At 68.9% G+C, this 24,798-nt stretch carries 25 protein-coding genes; 11 read left to right on the plus strand and 14 right to left on the minus strand.

What is annotated here, in order from left to right:
• Window positions 1-42: 42 nt before the first annotated feature.
• From ACFTQE_RS10010 to ACFTQE_RS10020, 3 genes are all read right to left on the minus strand, one after another.
• A complete protein-coding gene (locus tag ACFTQE_RS10010; RefSeq protein WP_376924915.1) occupies window positions 43-1,230 on the minus strand; it encodes a sugar ABC transporter substrate-binding protein in 1,188 nt (395 codons plus the stop codon).
• Window positions 1,231-1,323: 93 nt separating this feature from the next.
• Window positions 1,324-2,340, minus strand: a complete 1,017-nt coding sequence (locus ACFTQE_RS10015; protein ID WP_376924916.1) for an ABC transporter permease — start codon at window positions 2,338-2,340, stop codon at window positions 1,324-1,326.
• A 97-nt stretch (window positions 2,341-2,437) separates the two neighbouring features.
• Window positions 2,438-3,484, minus strand: a complete 1,047-nt coding sequence (locus ACFTQE_RS10020; protein ID WP_376924917.1) for an amidohydrolase family protein — start codon at window positions 3,482-3,484, stop codon at window positions 2,438-2,440.
• A 319-nt stretch (window positions 3,485-3,803) separates the two neighbouring features.
• Between ACFTQE_RS10020 and ACFTQE_RS10025 the strand changes: the two genes are divergently transcribed.
• From ACFTQE_RS10025 to ACFTQE_RS10060, 8 genes are all read left to right on the plus strand, one after another.
• Window positions 3,804-4,703, plus strand: coding sequence for a LysR family transcriptional regulator (locus ACFTQE_RS10025; RefSeq protein ID WP_376924918.1), 900 nt, complete (start codon window positions 3,804-3,806; stop codon window positions 4,701-4,703).
• 49 nt (window positions 4,704-4,752) lie between these two features.
• Window positions 4,753-5,547, plus strand: a complete 795-nt coding sequence (locus tag ACFTQE_RS10030) for a dienelactone hydrolase family protein (protein WP_376924919.1) — start codon at window positions 4,753-4,755, stop codon at window positions 5,545-5,547.
• Window positions 5,548-5,607: 60 nt separating this feature from the next.
• Window positions 5,608-6,885, plus strand: coding sequence for an FAD-dependent monooxygenase (locus ACFTQE_RS10035; protein WP_376924920.1), 1,278 nt, complete (start codon window positions 5,608-5,610; stop codon window positions 6,883-6,885).
• Complete coding sequence (locus ACFTQE_RS10040; RefSeq protein ID WP_375835570.1) at window positions 6,882-7,343, plus strand: nuclear transport factor 2 family protein; 462 nt, start codon at window positions 6,882-6,884, stop codon at window positions 7,341-7,343. The genes ACFTQE_RS10035 and ACFTQE_RS10040 overlap by 4 nt, the downstream gene beginning before the upstream one ends.
• Window positions 7,340-8,197, plus strand: coding sequence for a fumarylacetoacetate hydrolase family protein (locus ACFTQE_RS10045; RefSeq protein WP_376924921.1), 858 nt, complete (start codon window positions 7,340-7,342; stop codon window positions 8,195-8,197). The genes ACFTQE_RS10040 and ACFTQE_RS10045 overlap by 4 nt, the downstream gene beginning before the upstream one ends.
• A 1-nt stretch (window position 8,198) precedes the next feature.
• Window positions 8,199-8,585, plus strand: coding sequence for a RidA family protein (locus tag ACFTQE_RS10050; RefSeq protein ID WP_376924922.1), 387 nt, complete (start codon window positions 8,199-8,201; stop codon window positions 8,583-8,585).
• Window positions 8,586-8,735: 150 nt separating this feature from the next.
• Window positions 8,736-9,875 (plus strand): FAD-dependent oxidoreductase, encoded by a 1,140-nt coding sequence (locus ACFTQE_RS10055; protein WP_376924923.1) that lies wholly within the window; start codon window positions 8,736-8,738, stop codon window positions 9,873-9,875.
• Window positions 9,876-9,913: 38 nt separating this feature from the next.
• On the plus strand, window positions 9,914-10,414 hold the full coding sequence (locus ACFTQE_RS10060) for a MarR family winged helix-turn-helix transcriptional regulator (protein ID WP_376924924.1): 501 nt from the start codon (window positions 9,914-9,916) through the stop codon (window positions 10,412-10,414).
• 216 nt (window positions 10,415-10,630) lie between these two features.
• On the opposite strand, the gene ACFTQE_RS10065 is transcribed toward ACFTQE_RS10060, so the two are convergent.
• A complete protein-coding gene (locus ACFTQE_RS10065; RefSeq protein WP_376924925.1) occupies window positions 10,631-11,374 on the minus strand; it encodes a class I SAM-dependent DNA methyltransferase in 744 nt (247 codons plus the stop codon).
• 59 nt (window positions 11,375-11,433) lie between these two features.
• Complete coding sequence (locus ACFTQE_RS10070) at window positions 11,434-12,171, minus strand: IclR family transcriptional regulator (RefSeq protein WP_376924926.1); 738 nt, start codon at window positions 12,169-12,171, stop codon at window positions 11,434-11,436.
• Window positions 12,172-12,306: 135 nt separating this feature from the next.
• On the opposite strand from ACFTQE_RS10070, the gene ACFTQE_RS10075 reads away from it, so the two are divergent.
• Window positions 12,307-12,972: a DUF305 domain-containing protein gene (locus ACFTQE_RS10075; RefSeq protein ID WP_376924927.1), complete on the plus strand. Its 666-nt coding sequence runs from the start codon at window positions 12,307-12,309 to the stop codon at window positions 12,970-12,972.
• Window positions 12,973-13,033: 61 nt separating this feature from the next.
• Here the strand turns inward: ACFTQE_RS10075 and ACFTQE_RS10080 are convergent, their stop codons facing one another.
• The 3 genes from ACFTQE_RS10080 to ACFTQE_RS10090 all read right to left on the minus strand — a co-directional run bounded on the left by ACFTQE_RS10080 (window position 13,034) and on the right by ACFTQE_RS10090 (window position 17,274).
• On the minus strand, window positions 13,034-14,833 hold the full coding sequence (locus tag ACFTQE_RS10080) for an LVIVD repeat-containing protein (RefSeq protein WP_376924928.1): 1,800 nt from the start codon (window positions 14,831-14,833) through the stop codon (window positions 13,034-13,036).
• A gap of 445 nt (window positions 14,834-15,278) precedes the next feature.
• A complete protein-coding gene (locus tag ACFTQE_RS10085) occupies window positions 15,279-16,616 on the minus strand; it encodes a hypothetical protein (RefSeq protein WP_376924929.1) in 1,338 nt (445 codons plus the stop codon).
• Window positions 16,617-16,785: 169 nt separating this feature from the next.
• A complete protein-coding gene (locus ACFTQE_RS10090; RefSeq protein WP_376924930.1) occupies window positions 16,786-17,274 on the minus strand; it encodes a MarR family winged helix-turn-helix transcriptional regulator in 489 nt (162 codons plus the stop codon).
• 107 nt (window positions 17,275-17,381) lie between these two features.
• On the opposite strand from ACFTQE_RS10090, the gene ACFTQE_RS10095 reads away from it, so the two are divergent.
• The gene (locus ACFTQE_RS10095) at window positions 17,382-18,167 is read left to right on the plus strand and encodes an SDR family NAD(P)-dependent oxidoreductase (protein WP_376924931.1); all 786 of its coding nucleotides are present in this window, start codon (window positions 17,382-17,384) and stop codon (window positions 18,165-18,167) included.
• 7 nt (window positions 18,168-18,174) lie between these two features.
• On the opposite strand, the gene ACFTQE_RS10100 is transcribed toward ACFTQE_RS10095, so the two are convergent.
• The 6 genes from ACFTQE_RS10100 to ACFTQE_RS10125 all read right to left on the minus strand — a co-directional run bounded on the left by ACFTQE_RS10100 (window position 18,175) and on the right by ACFTQE_RS10125 (window position 23,348).
• Entirely contained in the window at window positions 18,175-18,540 is a 366-nt protein-coding gene (locus ACFTQE_RS10100) for a winged helix-turn-helix transcriptional regulator (RefSeq protein ID WP_376924932.1), read from the minus strand.
• Between the two features lie 9 nt (window positions 18,541-18,549).
• On the minus strand, window positions 18,550-18,924 hold the full coding sequence (locus tag ACFTQE_RS10105; protein ID WP_376924933.1) for a hypothetical protein: 375 nt from the start codon (window positions 18,922-18,924) through the stop codon (window positions 18,550-18,552).
• 160 nt (window positions 18,925-19,084) lie between these two features.
• On the minus strand, window positions 19,085-20,119 hold the full coding sequence (locus tag ACFTQE_RS10110) for a DUF2804 domain-containing protein (RefSeq protein ID WP_376924934.1): 1,035 nt from the start codon (window positions 20,117-20,119) through the stop codon (window positions 19,085-19,087).
• 70 nt (window positions 20,120-20,189) lie between these two features.
• Window positions 20,190-21,110 carry a carbohydrate ABC transporter permease gene (locus ACFTQE_RS10115; RefSeq protein WP_376924935.1) on the minus strand — a complete coding sequence of 307 codons (921 nt, stop codon included), beginning with the start codon at window positions 21,108-21,110 and terminating at the stop codon, window positions 20,190-20,192.
• The gene (locus ACFTQE_RS10120; RefSeq protein WP_376924936.1) at window positions 21,107-22,027 is read right to left on the minus strand and encodes a carbohydrate ABC transporter permease; all 921 of its coding nucleotides are present in this window, start codon (window positions 22,025-22,027) and stop codon (window positions 21,107-21,109) included. Before ACFTQE_RS10120 ends, ACFTQE_RS10115 begins: the two co-directional genes overlap by 4 nt.
• A 13-nt stretch (window positions 22,028-22,040) precedes the next feature.
• Window positions 22,041-23,348, minus strand: coding sequence for an ABC transporter substrate-binding protein (locus ACFTQE_RS10125; protein ID WP_376924937.1), 1,308 nt, complete (start codon window positions 23,346-23,348; stop codon window positions 22,041-22,043).
• Window positions 23,349-23,628: 280 nt separating this feature from the next.
• On the opposite strand from ACFTQE_RS10125, the gene ACFTQE_RS10130 reads away from it, so the two are divergent.
• A complete protein-coding gene (locus ACFTQE_RS10130) occupies window positions 23,629-24,720 on the plus strand; it encodes a LacI family DNA-binding transcriptional regulator (RefSeq protein WP_376924938.1) in 1,092 nt (363 codons plus the stop codon).
• Window positions 24,721-24,798: the final 78 nt, after the last annotated feature.

Consider the following 24,798-nt stretch of genomic DNA (forward strand, 5'->3'; position numbering starts at 1 on the left):
GCACGGGCATCGCCGCCCGTGCCACCGACGAGTGCGGGGTCGTCACTCGGCGCCCCAGATCGCGAGGAAGTCGTCGCGGAACGTGGCCGGCCCGAACCATTCGCCGGATGCCTCGGCCTCGGCGCTCAGCTCGACATCGCCGATCGTGTCGCGCGTGAAGAGCCGGAACGGGATCTCGTACTCGGGCAGCTCCGTGCCGAGCTGCATGCGCATCGCGATGTCGGCGGCGACCCAGCCCTGGAACACCGAGGCCTGCCCGGCGGCGGCGTAGAGGAAGTTGTCGGCCTCGAGCTGCTGCAGCGCACCGAGCTGCGCGGCGCTCACGGCGCCCTTGGTGTCGGCGAGGCGACCGGCCTGCTCGACACCGCCCTGCGTCGGCTGCAGGTGGTTCGCGAACTGCGGGAACACGTAGCCGATCTCGGGGTGCTGCAGCAGCGCCGAGCTCGTCGACGACGGGATGAGCGGGAAGTTCGAGCTCGAGATCTCGTTGACGATGATCTCCCCGTCGGGGAGCACCCCGTTTGCCTGCTCGAGCGCCTCCTCGGCGGTCAGCGCCGCCGAGCCGTCGGTGGCCTCGTTGAAGAGCACCTTGCCGGTGCCGCCCGAGTCGAGCGCGATCCACTGGAAGAGGCCGACGAGCTGGTCGACAGCGGCGTCGGGGCCGTACTGCAGCGTCTCGGATGCCGGGTGCTCGGGCATCTCGTAGTTGTTGTTCAGCACCACGGGGATACCGGCGGCCTGCGCCGCGTCGAGCGCATTCGACGCCATGCCGTAGGGAATCGCGTCGGTGATGATCGCGGCGGCGTCGGCCTGCGTCGCCTGGGTGATGCACGAGTCGATCTCGGTCGGCGTCGCATTGCCGTTGCAGATCTGCACATCGACGTCGACCGCGGCGAACGCCTCGGTCACCGCTTCACCGGTGACGTTGAACTGCGGCGACTGCTGGGTGAGCGGCACGTAGTAGACGGTCGTGCCGGCGAGCGAGGCGACATCGCCCGTCGGCTCGGTCGGCACGGGGTACTCGTCGCGCGGTTCGAGCAGCGCCGCGACCGCCGCCTCGAGGTCGGAGCCGGAGCCGTCGCTCGCGCCCGGCGAGGCCGAGGGGTCGGCCGTCGCTCCGCCCGAACAGGCGGAGAGCAGGATGACGGCGGCGCCGATCGCGCCGGCCGTGACGAGGGCGCGCCCGCGGCGCGACCGTCGGTTGGTGCTGGTGATGGGAGTGATGTGCATGGTGTGCCTCCTGGGCATCGTTGCGAGGAGCGGATGGTGCGGTGCGGTGCGGTACCGTGCAGTTCGGTGCGATTCGGTGCGGATGGTGCGGTTTCAGCGTCTTCGGCTGAGCACGGTCGACAGGGTGACGGCGATGACCAGCACCCCGCCGTAGAAGACGTTCGAGACCCACGACGAGGCGCCCAGCAGCTGCAGGCCGAGCACGCCGGTCGCGAGGAAGTAGACGGCGATGAGCGCGCCGAGCGGGGTGAAGCGGCCTGGCTGCAGGATCGCGGTGCCGAGGAACACCGCGGCGAACATCGGCAGCAGGTACATGTTCGCCACGTTCGGGTCGAAGCCGCCCGTCGCCGAGGCCGCGATGACGCCGCCGAGTCCGGCGATCAGGCCGGCGATGACGAACGCGCCCATGCGGATGCGCGTCACGCGCACGCCGGCGAGCCTCGCCACCTCGCGGTTCGCGCCGACGAAGCGCATGTTGCGACCGAGCGGCGTGAAGGCGAGCACGTAGGCGAACCCGAGCATGAGGGCGAGGCCCAGGTAGAAGGTGATCGGCAGGCCGAGGAGGTTGAACTGCAGCGCCTGGCCGAGCCAGCCGGGCAGCCCGCTCACCGCGGTCATGTTCGCGATGCCGAGCGAGATGCCGAGCAGCACCGTCGACATGCCGAGTGTCACGACGATCGTGTTGACGCCGACCTTCACGATGAGCCACGCGTTCACGAGCCCGACGAGCGTCGAGGCGACGATCGCGGTGATGATCGCGAGCCACACGTTCCAGCCGTACGTCGTGTAGAGCACCGGCACGACGATCGCCGCGAACCCGAAGTTCGCCGCGACCGACATGTCGACGAACTCGCCGACGATGATCGTGACGAGCAGGGCTGCGGCGAGGAAGACGAGCGCCTGCTGCCCGCCGAAGATCGCCCGGAACGCGCCGTAGGTGAGGAACGTCTGCGGCAGGAGCACCGCGAACAGCACCGCCATCGCGATCCAGACGCCGATCACGGCGAACCGCTGGGGAATGTCCCTGGCCCACGAACGCGGCGGCGGCGTCGGGTCGACGCGCTGCACGACGGCCGTCTCGGGGATGGTCTTCATCGCGGAACCGGGCATGGCGCGGTCACTCCTGTCTGCGCTTCGTCGCGCGACTCGGCTCGCGGCGTGTGCGCCGCGGGATCTGGGTGCCGTCCGGTGACGGCAGATTCTTGGACTAGATGGGCAGGTCGAACATGCGCTTCGCGTTGCCCGACATGACGAGCTCGCGGTCGGCGGCCGAGATCTCGACCTCGTGGTCCATGAACTCGACGCCCTGGCTCATCCAGCTGTAGAAGACGGGGAACGAGGAGCCGAAGAGGTAGTGGTCGGCGCCGTTGATCTGCAGCGCGGCCTCGATCTGGGTCTTGCCCCACGAGTGCGGGTGCGTGAGGTCGAAGAAGATGTTCTCGCGCAGGTACTGCTGGATCTTCTCGCCGCCGGTCGGGTCGAGTCGCTGCAGCGCCTCCGCCTTGTTCGGCCGGTGGGGTGTCATCAGCGCCGTGTTCGCGAACCAGTTGCCGCCGAGCATCGTGTGGATGAAGCGCAGGTTCGAGAAACGGTCGAACATGCCGCTGAAGAGCTCGCGACCGACGGCGGTCGACTGGTCGATGATGCGGCCGTACTCGCGGCGGAGGTTCGTGTAGTCGACGACCGAGCGCCACTCGACCGGCAGCGGGGTGTGGTGCACGATCACGGGCAGCCCGAGCTCGTTCAGCACCTCGAGGTAGGGCTCGAAGGTCGGGTCGTCGAGGTAGAGCTGCCCGTAGTGGCAGGCGAGCTGCACGCCGACGGCGCCGCGATCGACGCAGCGCTTGAGCTCGTCGATCATGTCGGCGCGGCCCCACGGCGGGAGGCACACGGTGGCGAAGAGCCGGCCGCCCGATCGCTCGGCGATCGAGAACGCGTTGTCGTTGACCGCCTTGCAGGTCTCGAGGTCGAGCCACTCCTGCCAGACCGGCACCCGCATGATGCCGTAGTCGACGCCGGCCTCGTCCATCGCGGCGAGCTTCGCCTCGGCCGAGTAGTCGCCCTCGACGTAGTTGAGGTTCTGGTGGCCGGCGGGCTTCTCGAGGATGAGGTGCCGCTTGCCGGACTCCATCGTCTCGACCCTGGCGATCTCGCCGAAGCCGCGCGGCGCGCTGCCGAGGAACCCGTTCAGGATCTTCTCGTTCGAGAACAGATCCTCGGGCAGGTGGTGGATGTTGATGTCGACGACCGTCATTGGTCCGGCTTCCTCTGCGTGGGCGGTGGGGCGATGGTGCGGTGCGAGTGGCACTGGCCGCAAATGTACGTTGCGGATGCCGCGGGCGACAGGCCGCGGCCTGCACGCTTAGTTTGCACAGATCGCGGGTCCGTCATGCCCTCCCCGTGGCTAGCCTGCAATCACGCCCGCTGTCGCCGGGCGGAACCGAACGCCGCTCCGCACCCGGAGCAGCCCGCACCCAGAGGGAGGCACGACGTGCGTCGATATACTTCGAACCCGTGCGGACGCCTTCCCCGGAGCGCGATCCGCAGCGTCACGGACCCGAAGGAGCGTAGTCGTGGACCGGTTCGCCGTCATGCGGACGCTGGTCTCAGTCGCACATGCGCCCTCGTTCAGCGCCGCAGCGGCCGAGCTCAGCATCTCGCCCTCGCTCGTCTCTCGTCATGTCGCCGACCTGGAGAGCCAGCTGGGCGTGCGACTCGTGAACCGCACGGCCCGGTCGGTCTCGCTCACGCTCGACGGCGAGCAGTACGCGGAGTTCGCGGAGCGAATCCTGTCGGAGATCGACGAGCAGGATGCCACGCTGTCGCACACGAAGCGCTCGTCGGAGGGCCGGCTGTCGATCATCAGCCCGAAGTGGATCGGCCTGCAGGAGCTCGGCCTCGCGGTCGGCGAGTTCCGGCTCGAGCACCCCGGCATCCGCGTCAAGCTGCAGCTCGGCGGCATCTCCGACCGCACGCACGACTTCCTCGACCAGGGGTTCGACATCGCGTTCCATGCGCGGCATCCGTCGGACTCGCGGGTCAAGGTGCGACGCATCACGGACCTGCCGTTCATGCTGGCCGCGTCGTCGGGCTACCTGGAACGCCGCGGTACGCCGGCGTCGCCGCCGGAGCTCAGCGATCACGACCTGCTGACGCACACGGGCGACCCGGTGTGGCATCTCGGCGAGGGCGATCAGGCGACACGGCTTCGCGTGCAGGAACCGGCGTTCACGTCGAACGCGTACTCGATCATCGAGCAGATGATCGAGCTCGGATGCGGCATCGGCCACGTGCCGCGAACCCTAGTGCAGCATTCGACGCGCGCGGCCGAGGTGGTCGAGGTGCTGCCGCACCTGCCCCCGCCGACGCGCTCGCTGTACGCCCTGCACGCACCCGGCGACGCCACCCCCGAGCGGGTCAAGATCTTCCTCAGGTTCATCACCGACTGGTTCAAGCGCGCTCCGTCGAGCTGACGAATCGTCGCAGCCGGTGCCCGGCACCGCGTTCCCCGAAAGGAGCGCCATGCCTGCGCTGACCGCCCGTGACCTCGAGATTCTGAACATCGAGACTCGTGACCTCGAGACCCGTGACGTCGAATACGGCCACGACGGCACGCGGATGATCGGCCTGCTCGTCGCCCCCGAGGGCGCCGTCGGCCTGGGGACCGTGCTGCTGCTGCACGACGCGTTCGGCCTCGGCGAGGACACCATCGCGCACGCTCACCGGTACGCCGACCTCGGCTACGCCGTGTTCGCCGCCGACGTGTGGGGCGATCGGCACCAGCCGGCGGGCGGCCCCGACATCGGCCCGCTCATCGGCGCCATGGCGGCCGACCGCGGTGAATGGATGGCGCGCGTCGCCGCCGCCCATCGCACCGCTGCGGCCCGGCCCGAGGTCGACGCCGAGCGCATCGTCGCGCTCGGCTACTGCTTCGGCGGTGCCGGCGCCCTCGAGTTCGTGCGCACGGGCGGCGACGTCGTCGGCGCCGTCAGCATCCACGGCGGCCTCGACCTGCTCGACCGAGACTGGGCTGCCGCGACATCCGGAATCGACGTGCTCGTGTGCACCGGCTCGGCCGACCCCATGGCCACCGCCGAGCACCGCTCGGCGCTCGAGGCCGACCTCGACGGCGCGGGCATCGGCTGGGAGGTCGCCCTCTATAGCGGCGTCAGGCACGCGTACACGAACCCGAGATCCGACCTGCCGGGCATGCCGCCCGGTGTCGGCTACAGCGCACGCGCTACGGCGCGCTCCTGGCAGTCGACCCGGCAGTTCCTGGCCGAGCGCTTCGGCGAAGAGACTCGCGCCGGCGCCTGAGCGTCGACTCGATACGACCAGCGCGCGAAGGTGCGCGCATGAGAGAGGATCCATTCCACTATGCACGACATCGCGATCATCGGTGCGGGGCCCGGCGGCCTCGTCACAGCCCTGCGCCTGCACCAGCAGGGAATCCGCACGCGCATCTACGAGAGCGTCCCCGAGCTGAAGCCCCTCGGCGTGGGCGTGGACATCAAGGTCTACGGCACGAAGGAGATCGAGGAGCTGGGACTGCTCGAGGAGTTCCGCGCCATGTCGGTCGACGCCGTCGACTCGATCTTCTACAACCACTACGGCCAGGAGATCTACGCCGAGAAGTGCGGCGTGCACATGGGCTACGAGCACGAGCAGCGCTTCGTGCACCGGGGCTCGCTGCAGATGCTCTTCTACCGCACTGTGCTCGAGCGACTCGGCGAGGAGTCGGTCGTGCTCGGCGCCCGGGTCGTGCAGTACACGCAGGACGAGACGGGCGTCACGCTCGACATCGAGCACCGCGACGGCCGCACCGAGCAGGTGCGTCACGACGGGGTCATCGCCGCCGACGGCATCAAGTCGCCTGTGCGCCGCCAGATGCACCCGAACCAGGCGGAGCCGGTCTACTCGGGCATCACGATGTACCGCGGCACCACGCTCCGTGAACCGATCCGCGACGGCCACACGATCCTGCACATCGGCGACCCCCGCATCTCGACGATGATCGTCTACCCGATCGTCGACGACTTCGAGGGCACCGGCAAGCAGCTGGTCAACTGGGTAGTCGAGAAGGAGGGCGAGGAGACGATCGAGGACTGGAACCAACTCGGTTCCGTCGACGACATCGTGTCGCTCTACGAGACGGTCGACATCGACTACGTCGACATCCAGCAGCTGATCAGGGACGCGCGCGAGGTCTACCTCTTCCCCCTCATCCGCCACGAACCGCTCGACAACTGGGTCGACGGCCGCGTGGTGCTGCTCGGCGACGCGGCGCACGCGATGTACCCGCGCGGCGGCAACGGCGTGTGCCAGGCGTTCCTCGACGCGCGCGTCGTCGCCGAGCAGCTCGCGAACCACGACGACCCGCACGCCGCGTTCGTCGCCTACGACACTGCGCGCCGCGAAGGCGTCAACCGCATCATCATGTCGATGCGCGGTGAGGGCTACGAGGTGATCCGCCGCATGGTCGCCGAGCGCACCGACGGCAAGCCGTTCGACGACATCGAGCAGGTGCTGCCCCTGGCCGAGGCGGATGAGATCTTCAGCGGCTACCACCGCCTGGTCGGCCAGCCACGACCCGGTTTCGAGGCCGGGGAGGCAACCGGCTTCCGCACCCGCGACGCTGAGGAAGCCGCGCGATGACCAAGGTGACGACGGCGGATGCCGCGACCGCCGGGGCATTGCGCGCGGTCGAGGAGCGCCGGCTGCAGGCCCTCTTCGACGGCGACCTCGCGACCCTCGACGCGCTCTTCGACGAGACGCTCGTGCACATCCACGCTCCCGGACTGACGCACTCGAAGACGCAGTTGCTCGAGCACGTCGCGACCCGCCGGCCCTACCTCGGCACGAAGCGCGGCGACCTCGACATCCGCCTCATCGGCGACGTCGCCGTCATGACGGGCGACCTCGAGAACCGGCTCCGCACCAAGGAAGGCGGTGAGCGCACGCTCGGCGGAGTCGCCACCCAGGTGCTGGTGAGGGCAGCGGATGCCTCCTACGGCTGGCGGTTCATCCTGTTCCAGTTGACGCCGACCGCCGAGCAGGCCTGGGGCGCGCTGCCGTCCGAGCAGGACGCCCAGGCACGACAGGAGACCCGATGAAGCTCGCGCGATTCCGCAGCGGCGACGGCCCGATCAGGCTCGGCCGGGTGGACGGCGACACGGTCACCGACCTCAGCGCCGTGCCGGGCGTCGACACCTCGCTCCGGGCGATCCTGCCGCGGCTCGGCGAGCTGCGCGCCGCGATCGAGGGTGCTGCCGGGCCGGTGCACCGCATCGCCGACGTGCGGCTCGAGGCACCCATCGACGACCCGCAGAAGTTCCTCGGCATCGGCATGAACTACCGCGAGCACGCGGTCGAGGCCGCGGCCGCCGGCATCCCGACCCCCACGAGCCAGATGTGGTTCAACAAGCAGGTCTCGTGCATCAACGGACCGTTCGACGACATCGAGAAGCCGCTCGTGTCGGACGCGCTCGACTACGAGATCGAGCTCGGCGTGGTGATCGGCCGGCGCTGCCGGCACGTCGCCGTCGAGGACGCACGTTCCGTCATCGCCGGCTACCTCGTCGTGAACGACGTCTCGGTGCGCGACTGGCTGCAGAAGCGCTCCCCCACGTTCACGCTCGGCAAGTCGTTCGACACGCACGGCCCGATCGGCCCGTGGCTCACGACCGACGACGAGATCGACGACCCGCTCGCGCTCGACATGCGCCTCACGGTGAACGGCGACGAGCGGCAGCGCTTCGGCACCGACGACATGATCTACGACATCTACGAGCAGATCGCCTACCTCACGCAGGTCATGACGCTCATGCCGGGCGACATCCTCGCCACCGGGACGCCCGCGGGCATCGGCGCACCGACGGGCCGGTTCCTCGTGGACGGCGATGTCGTGCGCGCCGAGATCGAGGGGCTGGGCGCAATCGAGAACCGCGTGGTGCTCGCGGGGCGTTGAGATGGCCCGTCGGCGCAGCATCCATCTTCCGGGTCATCTGCATCGCAACCCGATTCCTGCCGCGAGCCGCATCGGCGCGCACGTCCAGTCGGGGGCGCTGACGGGCCGCGACCCCGCGACCGGTGCGATGCCGCCCGGCCTCGACGCGCAGTGCGCCAACGCCTTCCGGCAGATCCGCGCCGTGATGGCGGCGGCCGGCGGCTCCCCCGACGACATCATCAAGCTCACGGTGCAGCTCGTCGATCCCGACGACCGCGAGGCGCTGAACCGCGAATGGCTCGCCATGTTCCCCGACCCTGACGACCGGCCCGCGCGGCAGGTCATCGCGGCTCGCTTGACCGGCGGCGCCCTGGTGCACTGCGACCTCGTCGCGGTCCTCGACGACTGAGTCCGAAGCTCCGGATGGCGCAACCTGACGTTGAACGGACCGCATCACTCGGCGCGAATCTATATGTGACGATATATATGTCGATTGGAACATCGACAGCCCTCGGACCGGCGCAAGGGTGCGCCGGCGGGCCTATGTGAGGAACTCCACATGAGCGATCGCAGCATCCTCGTCGTCGGCGGCGGCATCGGCGGTCTCGCCACCGCCATCGCCCTCCGCGCCAACGCGGGACTCGACGTCACCGTCATCGAGAAGCAGGCCGACGTGCACTCGTCGGTCTTCGGCGTCGGCATCATCCAACCCGCGAACGCGATGCGCGCGCTCGACGCGATCGGCTGCGCCGAGGCGTGCATGGCCGACGGCTACGGCGCCACTGAGTGGGGGTCGATGCACGACCTCGACGGCGGCAAGCTCCGCGACATGACGGCGACGCGCATCGAGGGCGCCGAGTACCCGGCGATGAACGGCATCACGAGGCCGCGACTGCACGAGATCCTCACCGCGAGGGCGCTCGAGGTCGGCGTCGTGATCCGCTACTCGACGGCGTTCGACACACTCGAACAGCACGAGGACGGCGTGACCGTGCGCTTCGAAGACGGCGGCTCCGAGCGGTACGACCTCGTCGTCGGCGCCGACGGCGTGCGATCGAAGGTGCGCGAGCACGTGCTCGGCGTCGAGCTCCGGCCGTACTACATCGGCCAGAGCGCGTTCCGCCTGAACATGCCCCGACTGCCCGAGATCGACCGCATCATCCTGCAGCCCGGGCCGACCGGCATGGCGGGCTTCGTCCCGATCGGCAAGGACCTCGCCTACTTCTTCTTCAACGCCGAGTACGAGCGCGACCAGCGGCCGAAGGGCGACGAGATCTACCCGGCGCTGAAGCAGCACCTCGAGGGCTTCGGCTGGCTGACCGGGCAGCTGCGCGACGAGTTCCTGCGGCCCGACGCCGACATCGTGCTGCGGCCCGAGGAATCGCTCATCGCCCGTGCGCCGTGGCATCGCGGGCGCGTGGTGCTGATCGGCGACTCCGTGCACACTGTCACGCCCCACCTCGGGCAGGGCGCGGCGCAGGCGATCGAAGACGGCATCGTGCTCGCCGAGGAGCTGCGACGGCATGACGACGACCACGAGCCCGCGTTCGACGCCTACACGGCCCGCCGCTACGAGCGCTGCAAGCTCGTCGTCGACACGTGCCTCGCGATCGCGGAGTGGGAGAAGGGCCAGAAGCCGGGCTTCGACAACATCGCCGCGACGAACCTCGTGCTCGACACGCTCGCGCAGCAGTACTGAGCAGTGACCGACCCGCTCGCCGACCTACACTTTGCCCAATGGGATCGACCGACCGTGACACGCGCGCACCTCGCCTGCTCGAGCAGGATGCGTCGCTGCAGCGCGTCGCGATCACGCTCAGGGAGCTCGCCTGGACCATCCACCGGCGGGCTCCCGAGCGCGCCCACGTCGGGCCCATCCCGACGACCGAGGTCGCGCTGCTGAAGCAGGTCGTCGACGGCCCCGGGGCCACGGTGGGCGAGCTCGCCCGCACACTCGGCCTGCGTCAGTCGAACACGTCCGCTGCGCTCCGCTCGCTCGAGGGTCGCGGTCTCATCACCCGCGAGAGCAGCGCGGCCGACCGCCGGGTCGTGCGCATCTGGGCGACACCCGACGGCGTTCGCGAGCACGAGGCGATCGCCGACGCGTGGAGCGCCGATGTCATCGACGCCGTCGCGGCGCTTCCCGAGCGGGAGCGCGCGAGCATCGAAGCCGCGACCGAGGCGCTCGCGCTGCTGCACGAGCTGATGCGGAAGCGAGCTGAACTCGACCGCTCGTGAACGAAGGCTGCGCGGGGAGAAAGACCCGAACCTTCCCCCCGCGCGATCACCATCGCCACCTCGGCGTACGAACCCGAACCGTCCCCCGATGGTCGATCGCATTTGCGTGATCAGGTGGTGATGGAGTCACGCGCCCTATGTCGCGTGTTCGTCACGCTAGGGGCATCGGACACCGAGCGGCAACACGAAGTTTTCAGATGATGAACAGCGGTGCCATCACGCCTGAGAGGCCGGCTTGCGCCACACCGACACGTGCTTCGTCGAGTCGTCGGTGAACGCGCTGCCGTCCCAATCGGCGACGCGCCGCTCCAGCTCGAGCCCCGCGATGCGGGCCATGAGGTCGAGCTCTGCCGGCCAGGCGTAGCGGTGGCGGGAACGACCCGGGCGGTACGCGTCGCCCTCGCGCGTGAAGTGGTGCGACGTCAGGATCTGCTCGGCGAGCTCGAAGGTGTCGAAGCCGAGGTGCTCCTCGGAGACGTCGAAGGGCACCGCGACCTGCCCGGGCGGCAGCCACCGCAGCGGCGGCACGCCGAGCTCGACGACGAAGCGCCCGCCGGGCGCGAGGTGCCGCGCGGCGTTCATGAAGCACTCGACCTGTTCGTCCTGCGTGAGCAGGTTCGAGATCGTGTTGTAGACGAGGTAGACGAGGCTGAACTCGCCGGCGACCCGAGTGGTCGCCATGTCGCCGATCGTGACCGGAAGGGTCGCCTCGTCGACCTTGCGCCGCAGCACCTCGGCCATCGGCTCCGAGAGCTCGATGCCGACGACCTGGACCCCGCGTTCGCGGAGCGGCACGCCGACGCGACCCGTGCCGATCGCGAACTCGAGCGCCCTCCCGTCGCCGGCGAGCTCGGCGAGAAACTCGACGGTCGGCCCGAGCACGGCCGGCGACGTCATCTCGCGCTCTTCGGCGTCGTACCGTTCGGCGGTCGCCCGAGTCCAGAGTTCGCTGCTCGTCATGGATTCCACTCTGGCACGGCCGACTGGCGGGCGAACAGGCGGATCAGGCGAACACGCGATCAGGCGCCCGACTGCCCCAGGCGATCGGTGCCGATCTGCAGCGAGAGGCGCGACGCCGCGTCCTGCAGGCGCTGCACGAGCGACGGATCAGCGTGGGCGCCGACCTCGCTCGGCAGCGACACGGCGAGCGAGGCGGTGATGTCCGCGGCCGTCACGGGCACGGCGATGCAGGTGTAGCCGATCGCGTACTCCTCGCGGTCGACAGCCCGCTCGCGCGAGCGCTCGAGCTGGTCGAGCAGCACGCGCCGGTCGCTGATGGTGTGCGGCGTGAGTTCGGCGAGCGGATGCCGCGACACGTAGTCGAGCCGCTCGTCCTCGGGCAGCACGGCGAGGATCTGCTTGCCGAGCGCCGTCGCGTGCGCGCTGCTGTGCAGCCCCACCCAGAGCTCGACACGCGGATTGTGCACGGCATCGACGATGTCGACGAGGTGCACCTCGCCGTCTTGATATCGCGAGAGGTACGCGGTGGCGCCGAGCTCCTCGGTCACGCCGCGCAGCGCCGTGCGCACGCGCGAGAGGAACACGCCGTGGGCGGCGTCGGCCGTGACGAACGCCGGGAATCGGGTGCCGAGCAACAGGCCGTCGGGCTCGCGGGCGAGGTAACCCTCGTGCACGAGCGTGCGCACGAGGTTGTAAGTCGTGCCGGGGGTGAGGCCGCTCTTCGCCACGAGGGCCTTCACGGGCATCGGGCGGGGTTCGTTCGCGACGATGTCGACCAGTCGAAGGGCGCGCTGCACCGAGCCGATCAGAGTCGGATCCGAGTCTCGGGCGTCGGGTGACGGCATCGGTTTCCCCCCTCCGACAATGGTAGCCCCGCGCCTCGGCATCGAGTTAGATGGTCGGTGACCCTTCGATGAAGACGAGGTACGTGCATGACGGTTGTGGAACGTTCCGGCCCGGTCTGCATGGCTCTCGCCCTCGTGCTCGGGCTGGCCGCGTGCACGGCCGGAGAGGTCGCACCGACGAGCCCGGTCGTGCAGCTCGGCGCCCCCGGCGAGGAGAACCACACCCTCTCCCCCGACGAGTCGCTGAACCTCGAGTCACCGAAGCACACCGAGGCCGACGAGCAGTTCATGCTCGACATGATCGCGCACCACGACCAGGCCATCACGATGACGGGGTTCGTCGACGATCGAACGGATGACCGCGACATCCGGCTGCTCGCCGAACGCATGCAGGTCAGCCAGCAGGATGAGATCGACCTCATCACCCGGTGGCTGCAAGACCGGGTGGTGCCGCTGAACGACGCGCGGGCGGGCGGGCACGACGGCCATGACGCCGACGGACACCAGATGCCCGGCATGCTCACCGAGGAGCAGCTCGCCGAGCTCGAGGCGGCCGACGGGGCGGAGTTCGACCGGCTGTTCCTCGAGTACATGATCCAGCACCATCAGGGTGCCGTGCAGATGGTGGACGAGCTCTACGCCGCCGGCGGCGGGCACGAGTCGGAGATCGACCAGTTCGCCCGCCACGTCGAGTCCGACCAGGGCGTCGAGATCGCGAAGATGCAACAGCTGCTCGCCGCTCGCGCCTCCTGAGGGCGCTCGCCCTTCGTGAGGTGGCGCCCGGAGGCCGCTAAGCGGTCTCCGGGCTCCCTCATCAGAAGGTCGCTGCGAGCGCGTTCAGCGCCTGCACCAACGCGGAGTCGGCGGCAGCGCCCGACTTCTTGGCGGCGTTGTCGAGTTGCGCCGCGACGGCGTTGCCGCTCGCGGGGCCGTCCGCGAGCTTCTCGGCCTTGTCGACGTGCTTGAGCACCTCGCGCAGCGCCTTGCCGCTCAGGCTGCCATCGCGCTCGGCCTGGTCGATGTACGACCGGGCCACGGCGAAGCTCGCCTCGTGCACGAGGCGAGTCTGCAGCTGGGCGTTGAACTGCGCGAGCTCGATCTCGCCGGCCGCGGCGATCTCGTTCTCGGACAGCTGGTCGCTCGCGGTGAGCGCGAGGCTGTCGAAGCCGCGCGCGATCTCACTGCCGAGCACGTTGCCGTTGTACCAGTAGGTCGACCAGTACCCGGCGAGGTTCAGCCCGGCCGGGTTCGGCGTGTTCACCGGACCGCGGTCGAGGTAGGCGATCTCGGTCGGGTTCGACGTGTCGGTGAAGTCGATGACCGAGAGGCCGCCCTGGTACCAGGCCTGCACCATGATGTCGCGACCGGGCACCGGGATGATCGAGCCGTTGTGCGCCACGCAGTTCTCCTGCGCCGTCTGCGGCACCGGCAGCTTGTAGTAGCTCCTGAACTCGAGCTTGCCGTCGACGATGTCGAAGAGCGCGTTCGCGCCCCACTCGGGCTGGTCGGTCACGCGGCAGCGAGCGGCGGTGCCGCCACCCCACTCGTCGGTGAAGACGACCTTGGTGCCGTCGTTGTTGAACGTCGCCGAGTGCCAGTACGAGTAGTTCACGTCGGAGACCGCGTCGAGCCGCACCGGATTCACCGGGTCGGAGATGTCGAGCAGGATTCCGTTGCCCTGGCACGCGCCGGCGGCGAGCCCGATCTCGGGGAACGCCGTGATGTCGTGACACGTGTTGGTGTTCGGGTTCGGCGAGTACGGCGTGCCCGACGGGTGCAGCGGCTGCGTCGGACCGTTCTGCAGTCCGTTGAACGCTCCCGTCGCGGGGTCGCTGAAGATGCGCGGCTGGCTCACGACGGCGGCCGAGGCCGGGTCGGCGAGCGGCACCTTGATGACGTCGATGCGCCACTGCGTCGGGTTGCCCGTCGTGACCGGCGTCGTGCTCGCGGGAGCGTTCTCGCAGCCCGGGAGCTCGAGGGGCGAACGCACGCCCGACGTGCCCGAGTTGTAGATGTACACGTTCTCGGTGTCGTCGGGGTCGGCGACGAGCGTGTGCGTGTGCGAACCGCGGCAGGTCTGCACGCCGGGCAGCTGCACCGGGTTGTCGATGTCGCTGATGTCGAAGATGCGCACGCCGCGGAACCGCTCGGCATTCACCGCACCGGGCGCGCCCTGCGTGCCGCAGTCGATGCGGCCGCGCGTCTCCTCGACCGACATGAAGAGCAGGTCGCCGTAGACCGACACGTCACCCTGGCCGCCCGGACACACGAAGGATCCGCGCAGCGTCGGCGCCGCGGCATCCGATACGTCGTAGACCTGGAAGCCGTTGAAGTTGCCGACGATCGCGTTGTCGCCCGAGAACGCCAGGTCGGAGTTCACGAAGCCGAAGTTGCCGGGATTCGCGTCGAACGGCGCGACGCGCGGCGTGCTCGAGAGCAGCTCGATGTTGCTCGCCGCCGTCTGGGCATCGAGATAGCCCGGCGGCAGGTCGATGCGCGGGTCGTCTTCTGCGGCGGCCGCGCCGGCCGTCGCAAGGGACGAGCCGAGCAGCAGAGCTCCGGCAAGGGCGAGCGCGCGTCGGCGCCATCGGATGTTGCGGGGTGCGGTTCTCATCGGTAGTTCCCCTCTCTCGCTTCATTGCGATCGATGCCCTCCGACGGGCGGGCGGCACAACGTCGTGCCGCACGCGGCCCCAGGGAGGCCGATCTCTGGGTCCAACGTATCGGGAGGCAGGGGATCTGCGCAGCTACGAATTTCGGCGCGCAATCGTCTCGCGGTGCACGGTCAAGCCCCACACCTGGGGGTTCCGCCTCCGGGGCGGGCATCGATGCCTGAGCAGCGGCGAAGCCGCATCCGATCGTTTCGCGAAATGCGTATGCCAGTTCCGCCTCAGCGCTGAGGCGGAACTGGCATACGTATTCGGACGAAGATTGGCGCGGCTCGAGAATCGCACGAATCGGGCGCGAGTGCGGGTTCGAACTCCGGAGTCGAGCGCGGGCCGTTGGAACGCTCGCGTCCGCAACGCCGCGTTGCGGCAGACCGCGAGCGCGAGCGCGAGTCAGCCCGCGCTGAGCACCTCGCGTGCGTGCCGGTACTTCTCGGCGAGGCGCACCTGCACGTCGAACTCGAGGCGACGCACACGCCACGGGGCGGTGTTGTCATCGAGGTCGGCGAGCTTCACGCGGCGGGCCACGGGGTGGCGGCTGATGCGGGCGTAGTACGCGTCGTCTGCGACATCCGGAGTGCGGGTCAGGAGCTGCACGATCTCGACGACCTCGGGCTGGACGCCCGCCTCGAGGAGGTTCTGGGCGGTGACCGCCGTGTCCTCGAGCACGTCGTGCAGCCAGGCCGCCGCGACGAGCACCGGCTCGTTCACCGGGTCGAAGCGCTCGGCCACGCGGCCCGGGTGGTCGATGTACTCGGCCCCGATCTGGTCGAGCTGGCCGCGGTGGGCGGCGAACGCGATGCCCTTGGCGAGCGCGACCTGAGCCGCCGCGTCGACGTCGTGCCCGAGTCTGGGTGCGGGTCCGGGCGCGAGCGGCGCGACGGGGCCCGTCACCGAGATCGGCATCTGGGTGACATTGGCGGGCATCGCGGATGCCGCGGGCTCGACCTGCTCGAACCTGTTTGAACCGATCACTGGGTGGTACTCCTCGATCATCTGGTCGTCATCGTCATCGTGGGCTTGGGGGTCGGTGGCCGTCGGCAGCGCGAGCGTCGGCTCGGGCGTCGAGTCGACGAACTGGGCGAACGGTACGTGCACCGGCACCGGATACTGCAGCTCGATCACCTCGGTCGGCTCGCCCTCGGCGAGCGCGAGGTCGTCGTCGGCGGGCTCGAGAACCGGCGGCGCTGCCGGATGGACCGACTCTGCGACATCCGTCGGCACCGCGACATCCGCCGGCTCCGTGATGCTCACCGGCTCCGCGACATCCATCACTGCAGCCTCCGCAGCCGCCTCAGCCGCCTCGGCCGCCTCGGCGAGCGGGTCGCGCCCGAGCACCGGGCGCACGAAGTCGAGTTCGGCCTGCAGCTCGGCCATCTCGCGCGCGTCGAGTTCGAGGAGGGATCGGGCGTTGCCCTCGCCGCGACGCACGAAGTAGTCCTCGTCGACCTCGGTCAGCTTCTCGCCGTCGCTCGTCGTGAAGTAGCGGAGGCGCCCGGCATCGGTCACCGGGATGATGACCTCGACGAACTCTCCGCTCGGCTCCTCGCTGCAGAGGTAGTAGCGCTGCACGTCGCGCGGTGACGGTTGCCTCCCCCACTCCGGCGCCGGAAGGCGTCGCGGGCGCAGGGTGCCGCCGGCGTCTGCGCTGCGGCGACCCGGCCGTGGCGCGAGCTCGCCGTCGGACGCGCCGAGCCCGTACACGGGCTGGTCGTCGGGGTGGGTCGTCACTCGGGCTCCTGGGCTGCAGCACCGACAGGGCGGGGGGTCGACTCGGGCGACGTCGGGTGGGGGTGCCGGTGCGCTCCTCCGATGCTAGGGCGGTTCGGCGCGCAGCGCATGCTTTTCGCCGTGTGGCGCAGTATCGGCAGTCCGGCTGACGACCCCGGCGCCGGTGGCGTCAGCTCGGCGGCCGCCAACCACCCTCGGAGCGGACGGCGCCCGTGATCCGCCGGCTGATGACGCTCAGCTGCTGGGACTGCGCCTTGGTGAGGGAGTCGAACACGAGCCGCCGCACGAGTTGGACGTGTCCGGGTGTCGCCGCGCGAACGAACTCGAGGCCCTGACTCGTCAGCGTCGCGAGGGTGATCCGCCCATCGGCCGGGTCGGGCGCGCGGCGCACCCAGCCCTCGCGCTCGTGCCGGTCGACCGCGCGCGAGAGCCGCGACAGCGTGCTGTTCGCGAAGCCCGCGAGATCGCTCATGCGGAGAGTGCGATCCTCGGCCTGGGAGAGGGCGAAGAGGATCCCGAAGTCGAAATGGCTGATCCCGGAATCGCGCTTCAATTGCGCGTCGAGCGCCGCGGGCACCCATTCGAGGAGTGTCGCGAAGGCCGACCAGGTCGCGAGCTCGTCGCGATCCAACTCGTCGGCGGAGTCCGGGGCAGTCATGCGCCCAGACTAGCGAAAACTTGCTCAGGAAAGTGAATCGGCGTAACGTTCACTTTCTCAGGAAAGTAAATTGCTGCGAATGGCAGCCGGGAAGGACGACATACGACATGGACCTCGAGCTCGCAGGCAGGAGAGTGTTCGTCAGTGGATCCACTCAGGGGATCGGGTACGCCGTGGCCGAGGCATGTCTGGCCGAAGGCGCGTCGGTCGTCGTCAACGGGCGTGGCGAGCGTCGCGTCGCCGACGCCGTCGAACGACTTCGCGCATCAGCCCCTGGCGGCGACGTGTCGGGCATCGCGGCCGACCTCGCCGACGCCGTGCAGACGCGCTCGCTCCTCGACGCGCTCGGGGAGGTCGACGTGCTGATCAACAACGCCGGGCTCTTCGACGTCGCACCGTTCGCCGACATCGATGACGAGGACTGGTCGCGGTACTTCGAGATCAACGTCATGAGCAGCGTCCGCCTGTCGCGGCGACTCCTCGAGCCGATGCTCGAGAAGGGCTGGGGGCGGATCATCTTCGTCGGCACCGAGTCGGCGATCGACGTGCCCGGCGACATGATCCACTACGGCGCCACGAAGGCCGCGTCGCTCGCGCTGAGCAACGGACTCGCCAAGCTCACCCGGGGCACCGGAGTCACCGTGAACACCGTCCTCGGCGGACCGACCTACTCCGACGGGGTCGCTGCGACGGTCGAGCAGATCGCGTCCGCCCACTCGATGGACCCCGACGAGCTGAAGTCGAGCCTCGTGCGCAGCTCGTCGCTCATCCAACGGTTCATCGAACCCTCGGAGATCGCCAGCCTGGTCGCGTACCTGGCCAGCCCGCTCTCGTCGGCGACGAACGGGGCTGCCCTCAGGGCCGACGGCGGGGTGCTCCCCACCGTCAGCTGAGTCGGCGTCAGCGCTCCCGCACGATGCCGTCGGCCCGCACCGCCACCCACTGCACGAGCGGCAGCATGTGCTCCATGAGCTCCCGGCCGAGGTCGGTCAGCGCGTACTCGACCCGCGGCGGCACCTCGGGATACGACGTGCGCGCGACGATGCCGTCGGCCTCGAGGGTGCGCAGCGTCGAGGCGAGCATCTTCTCGCTGATGCCCTGCACCTCGCGGCGCAACTCGCCCCACCGGTGCGTGCCGTCGGTGAGGGCGAGCAGCACGAGCACACCCCACTTGCTCATGATGTGATCGAGCACGACGCGCGTCGAGCACCCTTCGGAGAAGACCTCGCCCGATGTTTCGCGGATCTCCGCAAGACTTACCACCATGCCCGTACCCTACCGGGCGGCAGTGAGCGCGGCACCCTCCCTCGGCTGCAGTGCGTCGAGCGGGTAGGAGCGAAGCGGGAACGGCGCGGGCGTCTCGGTGAAGAACGAGTACGAGACCGCGCCGTCCACGTCGTGATGACGCACCCAGGCGCGGGTGTACGGACCGCCGGCACCGACGTGCTCGACCACGATGAAGTCGTACGGCGCCGAGGCATCCGCGATTCGGATGCCTCGGGCCGCGACGGCACCGGACGGAGCGGCCAGCAGCGCGAGGTAGCCGTCGACGCCGTCGGCGACGGGGACCGCCGGGTCGATGTCGTCGAGCGCGGATGCCGCGAGCCGAAGCACCGAGAACGACGCGACGGTATCGGATGTTGCGTACATGGGACTCCAATCGGGGAAGGGTGAGCGGGATGCCGCATCTCGGGGCGGCACCCCGCTCTGCCCTGGGAACGACCGTGGACCGATCGCCGAGCCCCAGGGCGGCTTCGAGGTCACGGGCTCTCGACGGCCCGCGACGGTGCTCGCGAGGTTGCTCGCGACGTCACCAGCGGCGCTCGACCTCTTCGACGTGGCCGAAGACGTCGCTGAACTCCACGACGTCGCCGCCGTCGAGCTGGATGACGCCCGAGTAGTGGCCGAAGCACGTGTCGCTGCGACTCAGGATGATCCACCGGTCGAACGCGTGCTTCAGGTGGCGCTGCGGCGTGAACTCGACCGAGACTCCGGGGCCGCGCAGCGTCCACGGGGCGAGCCAGTCGCTCGGGTCGTAGCGCCAGTCGAGGTGCGAGCTGATCTTCGTGAGGCGGCCGTCGATCCGCACCCAGTTCTCGGTCGAGGGCGTGCCGTCGGTCCACTTGCCGCCGAACTGCAGGCCGAGCTCCTCGCCGTTCGCGGTTCGGCCGTTGCCGGCGCCCCAGTTCCAGAACGTGAAGTACGGCCAGCGACCGCGACCCCGGTCGTGCACGGCGTACGACGTCGCCGCCTCGATCTCGTGCGTCACCCCGTCGACGACGATCACGCCCTCGGCGCGCAGGCAGTTGTCCTTCTTCGTGTACTGGAACTTGCGGTCGCTCCAGGGAACGACGACGCCCATCGACTCGTGGCCGTCTTCGGCGAGCACCCGGACGTCGACCTCGATGCGGGGCGACCGCGCGTGCAGCACGGTGTCGTCGCCGGCCGGGGTCATGCGCACCACGACGTCCTTGCGGGATCCCTCCATCGGCTCGCCGAGTCGGCGGTCCTTCAGGCCGCCGCGCTTCGGGAACCAGGTGTTGCCGCCCTGCCGGATCTCCTCGTACGTGGATCGGTCGAGGTGGGTGACCGAGACGTTGGCGCGGTAGTCGTGGTGCGAGATGTTCATCGTGAAGATCAGCGTCGGCGTCACGATCGACCAGTACTCGAAGCGCTTGTTGCGCCCCCACCCGCGCAGCTGCGTGCGGTGCAATGCGGTGCGCGTCCACCCCACGGCCGCCGGGTTGAGCAGCCCGTTGTCGAGGCAGAGGTCGACCGGGGCGGTGATCTCGCGCTCGGTGATGCGTTCGCCGCCCGGCATGACTTCCTTGACGGGGAGTCTCACTGACGTTCTCCATTCATTCGGTTCATTCGATGTTCGACTGCAAGCACGGTCGTTCCGCGGTCGAGCCGCGTCATCCCTTCGTGGCGCCGTCGGCGAGGCCGCGGATGAGCCACTTCTGCACGATGAGGGCGAGGATGACGACCGGCACGACCGTCACCATGCCGGCGGCCGAGAGCGCGCCCCAGTTCGCCCCGGTCTCGGTGTCGCCGGCCATGCCCGCGATGGCGACGGGGATCGTCGTAGCGTTCCGGTTCGTCAGCACGAGGGCGAAGAGCAGTTCCTCCCAGGCGAGGATGATGCTGAAGATGAAGGTCGAGATCAGGCCGGGCGCCGAGATCGGCACGATGATGCGGAAGAAGGCACCCATCCTCGAGCAGCCGTCGAGCATCGCCGACTCCTCGAGCTCCTTCGGCAGCGCGAGGAAGAACCCGCGCATGAGCCACATGACGTACGGGATGACGAACGAGCAATAGGCGAGGATCAGCGTGATGTGAGTGTCGGTGATGCCGAGCGTGCGCGCCACGAGGAACATCGGCACGGCGAGCGCGATGGGCGGCACCCCGCGCGACACGAGGATGAGCACGCCGATGGTCGCCGCGCCGCGGATCTTCAGGCGCGAGAGCGCGTAGCCGGCCATCGCGCCGGCCACGAGCGAGACGATGCCGGCACCGAGCGCCACGATGATCGTGTTGATCAGCTTCGGTCCGAGGTCGCCGCGCTCGAAGGCCGAGAAGTACTGGTTCAGCGTCGGCTCGAAGAAGATCGTCGGCGGAACCGTGAAGATGTCGCGCTGCTCCTTGAACGACGTCAGCAGCATCCAGAGCAGGGGCAGCAGGAAGAGGATGCAGATGATGACGCCCGACCAGATGCGGGCGCGTTCGCCGCGGGTTCGCGGGGCGACCGGGGCCGGCGCCCGCTCGGCGGAGGGCAATTGCCCGTCCCCGGTGCGCGTGCGGGAATCGGTGCGCCTCCGATCGGTGAGGGTGCTCACAGTCGGTCCTCCAACTTCTTGCTGCCGTAGAGAAAGACGAAGGTCAGCGCCATCGTGATGACGAGTACGATCACGGCCATCGCCGACGATTCGCTGAACTTCAACAGGCGGAAGGCCTGCTGGTAGATGTAGAGGTTCACGACGTTGGTCGCCTCACCGGGCCCGCCGTTGGTCGTGGCGAGCACGACGTCGAACATCTTCACGGCGCCGAGCCACCGCACGATGAACGTCGCCGCGATGATCGGTGCGAGCAGCGGCAGGCTGACGGAGCGCAGCGTCTGCCACCAGTTCGCCCCGTCGACCTTCGCCGCCTCGAAGATGTCCTTCGGCAGCGCGAGCAGCGCGGCCGAGGCGATGAGCGCGACGAAGGGAACGGAGCGCCACGTGTCGATCAGCACGATGCTGACCATCGACATCGTGGCGTCTCCGAACCAGTCGATCGGCGCGACGCCGAACAGCCCGAGGAACCAGCTGACCCCGCCCCAGAGCGGATCGAGGATCATCTTCCAGATGCCGCCGGAGACCACCGGCGCCACGACCATCGGGATGAGGAAGAGCGCGCGGATCGCTCCGCGCCCCTTCCACTCCGCGTTCAACAGGTACGCGATGGCGAAGCCCAGGACGATCTGGAGCGGCAGGGCCATCACGAGGTAGATCGCGGTGACGACGAGCGAGTTCTGGAACGTCTCGTTCTCGAAGGCCGCGGTGTAGTTGTCGAAGCCGGCGGGGCCCGACGGTGCGAACGACGCGAGATCGAACTCCGAGAAGCTGATCTGGAGGGTGTACATCAGGGGGTACGCCAGCACGGCGACCAGCAACAGCGTCGCGGGGAGCATGAACGTCCACCGGCTGATGATGTCGCGCAGCCGCGATCGCTGTCGTGCCCTGTTGCTGCTTCTCGAGAGTTCGATGCTCATGCGTCTGCTTCTTCTACTTCTTCAACAGTTCGTCGATCTGCGTGGCGGCCTTCTCGAGCGCCTCGGCCGAGGAGACCTGCCCCTGAACCGCCGCGCTCGTCTGGTCGGCGAGGATCTCCTGGATCGCGTTCGACTCCGGGGTGCGCGGGCGCCACATCTCGCCCTCGGCGGCGACGTCGTACGCCTCCTGGAGGGTGGTCAGGACGGGCACGAGCCACTCCTCGCTCGGAGCGGTCGCGAGCGTGGACTTGCGAGCGGGGAAGGAGCCGAGCGTGTTGGTGGTCCAGACCTCCCCCTCCTTCGAGCTCATCCACTGGAGGAAGGTCCAGGCGGCCTCGGGGTTCTTCGAGTTCTTGAAGACCGAGCCGCTCCAGATGCCGCGGTGGGTGCTCGCGCTGACGTCGCCGGCGGGCATGGTCTGGATGCCGACCTGGTCGGGCGTGAGCGTGGTGACGGCCGGATCGACCGCGGCGCTCTTGTAGGCACTCCCCCACGTGAAGATCGTGGCGATCTTGCCCTGGCGGAACGCGTCGAGCGGTTCGGTGTAGTTGTAGGTGCCGGCACCGGGCGGCGCGTACTCGAGCAGGTCGACCTGCGTCTGCAGTGCCGCCTCGCCCTCGTCCGTCTCGAAGGCCGGGTCGAGCGAGTCGTCGAACAGCGCTCCGCCGTTGGAGTTCAACACGGCCTGCCAGAACGGCGGCGAGAGTGCGCCGCGCATCCAGGTGAGGCCGACGGCCCAGGAGTCGACCTTGCCGTCGCCGTCGGTGTCCTGCACGAGCTTCGGAGCCTCGTCCATGTACTGGTCCCACGTGAGCTCAGGAGTCGGGGCATCGAGGCCGGCCTTCGCGTAGAGGTCCTTGTTGTAGAACATCAGGAGCATGTTGGAGCGCAGCGGAACGCCGTACTGCCCGCCGTCCCACTCGCTCGATGCGAGCGGCGCCGTGTTGAAGTCGTCCCAGTCGTACTCGGGATCGGTCCACTCGTCGGCGTCGCCCTTCAGCTCGTAGAGCACGCCGGCGTCGGCGAGCTGCGGCGTCCACGGGTCGTCGAGCGTGATGAGGTCGTACTCGGGGTCGACATCGGTGCCGTTCAGCATGCCCTTGGCGAGCAGTTCGGTGTACGGAATCGAGTCGATGGTGACGTCGATGTACGGGTACTTCTCGTTGAACTCGGGAACGAGCTGCTCCTGCCACACCTGGGCGAAGGCGTCGTTCGACATCATCGTGATCTCGACGTGCTGGTCGGCGGTTCCGAGACCGCCGCCATCCGCGGCGGGAGCGTCGTTCGAGCCGCTGCACGCCGAGAGGGCGAGTACCGACATGAGGGTTGCTCCTGCGAGAAGCGTCACGCGATTCCGCGGACGCCTCCGACCTGTCTGAGTCATGCTGTTCATCTCCTCGTCGTTGAATGGATGCGCGCGGCTGCTCGGTGCAGAGCTTCCGGTCGGAGCGCCGCGAACTGCGCCGTGCTCCTCGATCCCGCTGGCGTCCGGGTCGTCCGGGCGGCGGCCGCAGAGACACTCAATCAGAACATTCCACATATTGCAACGTGGAAATACTGATTTGTGTCAACGTTGCAACATGCTTCACTACGATGTGAGCGTGGAACCGACTGACGACCTCCCCCCGCCGAAGAAGAACGGGCTGCCGACGCTGAAGGACGTCGCCGCCGTCGCCGGCGTCTCCTATCGCACCGTCTCCAACGTGGTGAACGGCCACAAGTACATCAGCGACGCCACGCGAACCAGCGTCGAGGCCGCCATCCGCGAGCTCGGGTACCGACCGCAGCACGCGGGACGGCAGCTCCGAAGCGGCCGGAGCAAGCTGCTGACGTTCTCGGTGCCGTTCATCTCGCACCCGTACTTCGCGCAGCTCGCGCACGCGGTCGTCACCGAGGCCGAGAAGGTCGACTACGACGTCGTGATCGACGAGACGCGCGGCCTGCTCGAACGCGAACTCCGCGTGGCGGCCGGCTTCCGCACGATCCTCACCGACGGCATCCTCTTCAGCCCGCTCTCGATCGATCTGGCGAGATTCGAAGCCGAGCGCGGCGATACCCCGCTCGTGCTCCTCGGCGAGCGCTTCCGCAGCGCGAAGATCGACAGCGTCGTCGTCGACAACGTGCAGTCGAGCTACGACGCGACCACGTGCCTCATCGAGGGAGGTCGGCGACGCCTCGCCTTCCTCGGCAAGGTGCAGGCGGGAACGATCGGCGCGGCTCCCGCCGACCTGCGCATGCGCGGCTTCCTGCAGGCGCTCGAGGCGCACAGCCTGAGCGCCGACCCGGCCCACATCATCGAGGTCTCGCGATGGGATCAGCTCCACCCCGACGGCGACTACTCGCGCGAAGAGGGCTACGAGCGCACGAAGGAGCTCATCCCCCGCATCTCGGAGGTCGACGGCCTCGTCTGCGCGAACGACCTGCTCGCCATCGGCGCCCTCCGGGCGTTCCGGGAGGCCCGCATCAGCGTTCCCGACCAGATCGCGGTCGTCGGCTGGGACAACACGGCCGAGGCGGCGTACGCGGCCCCCTCGCTCACCACGATCGCGCCCGACCTGGGCGAGATCGCGCGGCTCGCCGTGCATGCACTGCTGCGGCGCCTCGATCATCCCGATGCCGTGCCGAAGACCGATTCGGTTCCGTACACGCTCGTTCAGCGAGAGTCGACCGGCGCTCCCGAGACATCGGCCTGAATTCTCGCAAAACTGACGAGATCGTGCGTACCTTACGTGAAAGTGGGTACCTCCAATGGGGAAGGTTTGCACGGGGCA

Source organism: Agromyces sp. NPDC056965, assembly GCF_042673425.1.
GTDB lineage: Bacteria > Actinomycetota > Actinomycetes > Actinomycetales > Microbacteriaceae > Agromyces.

Excerpts from the sequence above, each read along its gene's own strand:
- ACFTQE_RS10010 (WP_376924915.1), bottom strand. The coding sequence starts at position 1,230 with ATGCACATCACTCCCATCACCAGCACCAACCGACGGTCGCGCCGCGGG.
- ACFTQE_RS10015 (WP_376924916.1), bottom strand. The coding sequence starts at position 2,340 with ATGCCCGGTTCCGCGATGAAGACCATCCCCGAGACGGCCGTCGTGCAG.
- ACFTQE_RS10020 (WP_376924917.1), bottom strand. The coding sequence starts at position 3,484 with ATGACGGTCGTCGACATCAACATCCACCACCTGCCCGAGGATCTGTTC.
- ACFTQE_RS10030 (WP_376924919.1), top strand. The coding sequence starts at position 4,753 with ATGCCTGCGCTGACCGCCCGTGACCTCGAGATTCTGAACATCGAGACT.
- ACFTQE_RS10035 (WP_376924920.1), top strand. The coding sequence starts at position 5,608 with ATGCACGACATCGCGATCATCGGTGCGGGGCCCGGCGGCCTCGTCACA.
- ACFTQE_RS10040 (WP_375835570.1), top strand. The coding sequence starts at position 6,882 with ATGACCAAGGTGACGACGGCGGATGCCGCGACCGCCGGGGCATTGCGC.
- ACFTQE_RS10045 (WP_376924921.1), top strand. The coding sequence starts at position 7,340 with ATGAAGCTCGCGCGATTCCGCAGCGGCGACGGCCCGATCAGGCTCGGC.
- ACFTQE_RS10050 (WP_376924922.1), top strand. The coding sequence starts at position 8,199 with ATGGCCCGTCGGCGCAGCATCCATCTTCCGGGTCATCTGCATCGCAAC.
- ACFTQE_RS10055 (WP_376924923.1), top strand. The coding sequence starts at position 8,736 with ATGAGCGATCGCAGCATCCTCGTCGTCGGCGGCGGCATCGGCGGTCTC.
- ACFTQE_RS10060 (WP_376924924.1), top strand. The coding sequence starts at position 9,914 with ATGGGATCGACCGACCGTGACACGCGCGCACCTCGCCTGCTCGAGCAG.
- ACFTQE_RS10065 (WP_376924925.1), bottom strand. The coding sequence starts at position 11,374 with ATGACGAGCAGCGAACTCTGGACTCGGGCGACCGCCGAACGGTACGAC.
- ACFTQE_RS10075 (WP_376924927.1), top strand. The coding sequence starts at position 12,307 with ATGACGGTTGTGGAACGTTCCGGCCCGGTCTGCATGGCTCTCGCCCTC.
- ACFTQE_RS10080 (WP_376924928.1), bottom strand. The coding sequence starts at position 14,833 with ATGAGAACCGCACCCCGCAACATCCGATGGCGCCGACGCGCGCTCGCC.
- ACFTQE_RS10090 (WP_376924930.1), bottom strand. The coding sequence starts at position 17,274 with ATGACTGCCCCGGACTCCGCCGACGAGTTGGATCGCGACGAGCTCGCG.
- ACFTQE_RS10095 (WP_376924931.1), top strand. The coding sequence starts at position 17,382 with ATGGACCTCGAGCTCGCAGGCAGGAGAGTGTTCGTCAGTGGATCCACT.
- ACFTQE_RS10100 (WP_376924932.1), bottom strand. The coding sequence starts at position 18,540 with ATGGTGGTAAGTCTTGCGGAGATCCGCGAAACATCGGGCGAGGTCTTC.
- ACFTQE_RS10105 (WP_376924933.1), bottom strand. The coding sequence starts at position 18,924 with ATGTACGCAACATCCGATACCGTCGCGTCGTTCTCGGTGCTTCGGCTC.
- ACFTQE_RS10120 (WP_376924936.1), bottom strand. The coding sequence starts at position 22,027 with ATGAGCATCGAACTCTCGAGAAGCAGCAACAGGGCACGACAGCGATCG.
- ACFTQE_RS10125 (WP_376924937.1), bottom strand. The coding sequence starts at position 23,348 with ATGTCGGTACTCGCCCTCTCGGCGTGCAGCGGCTCGAACGACGCTCCC.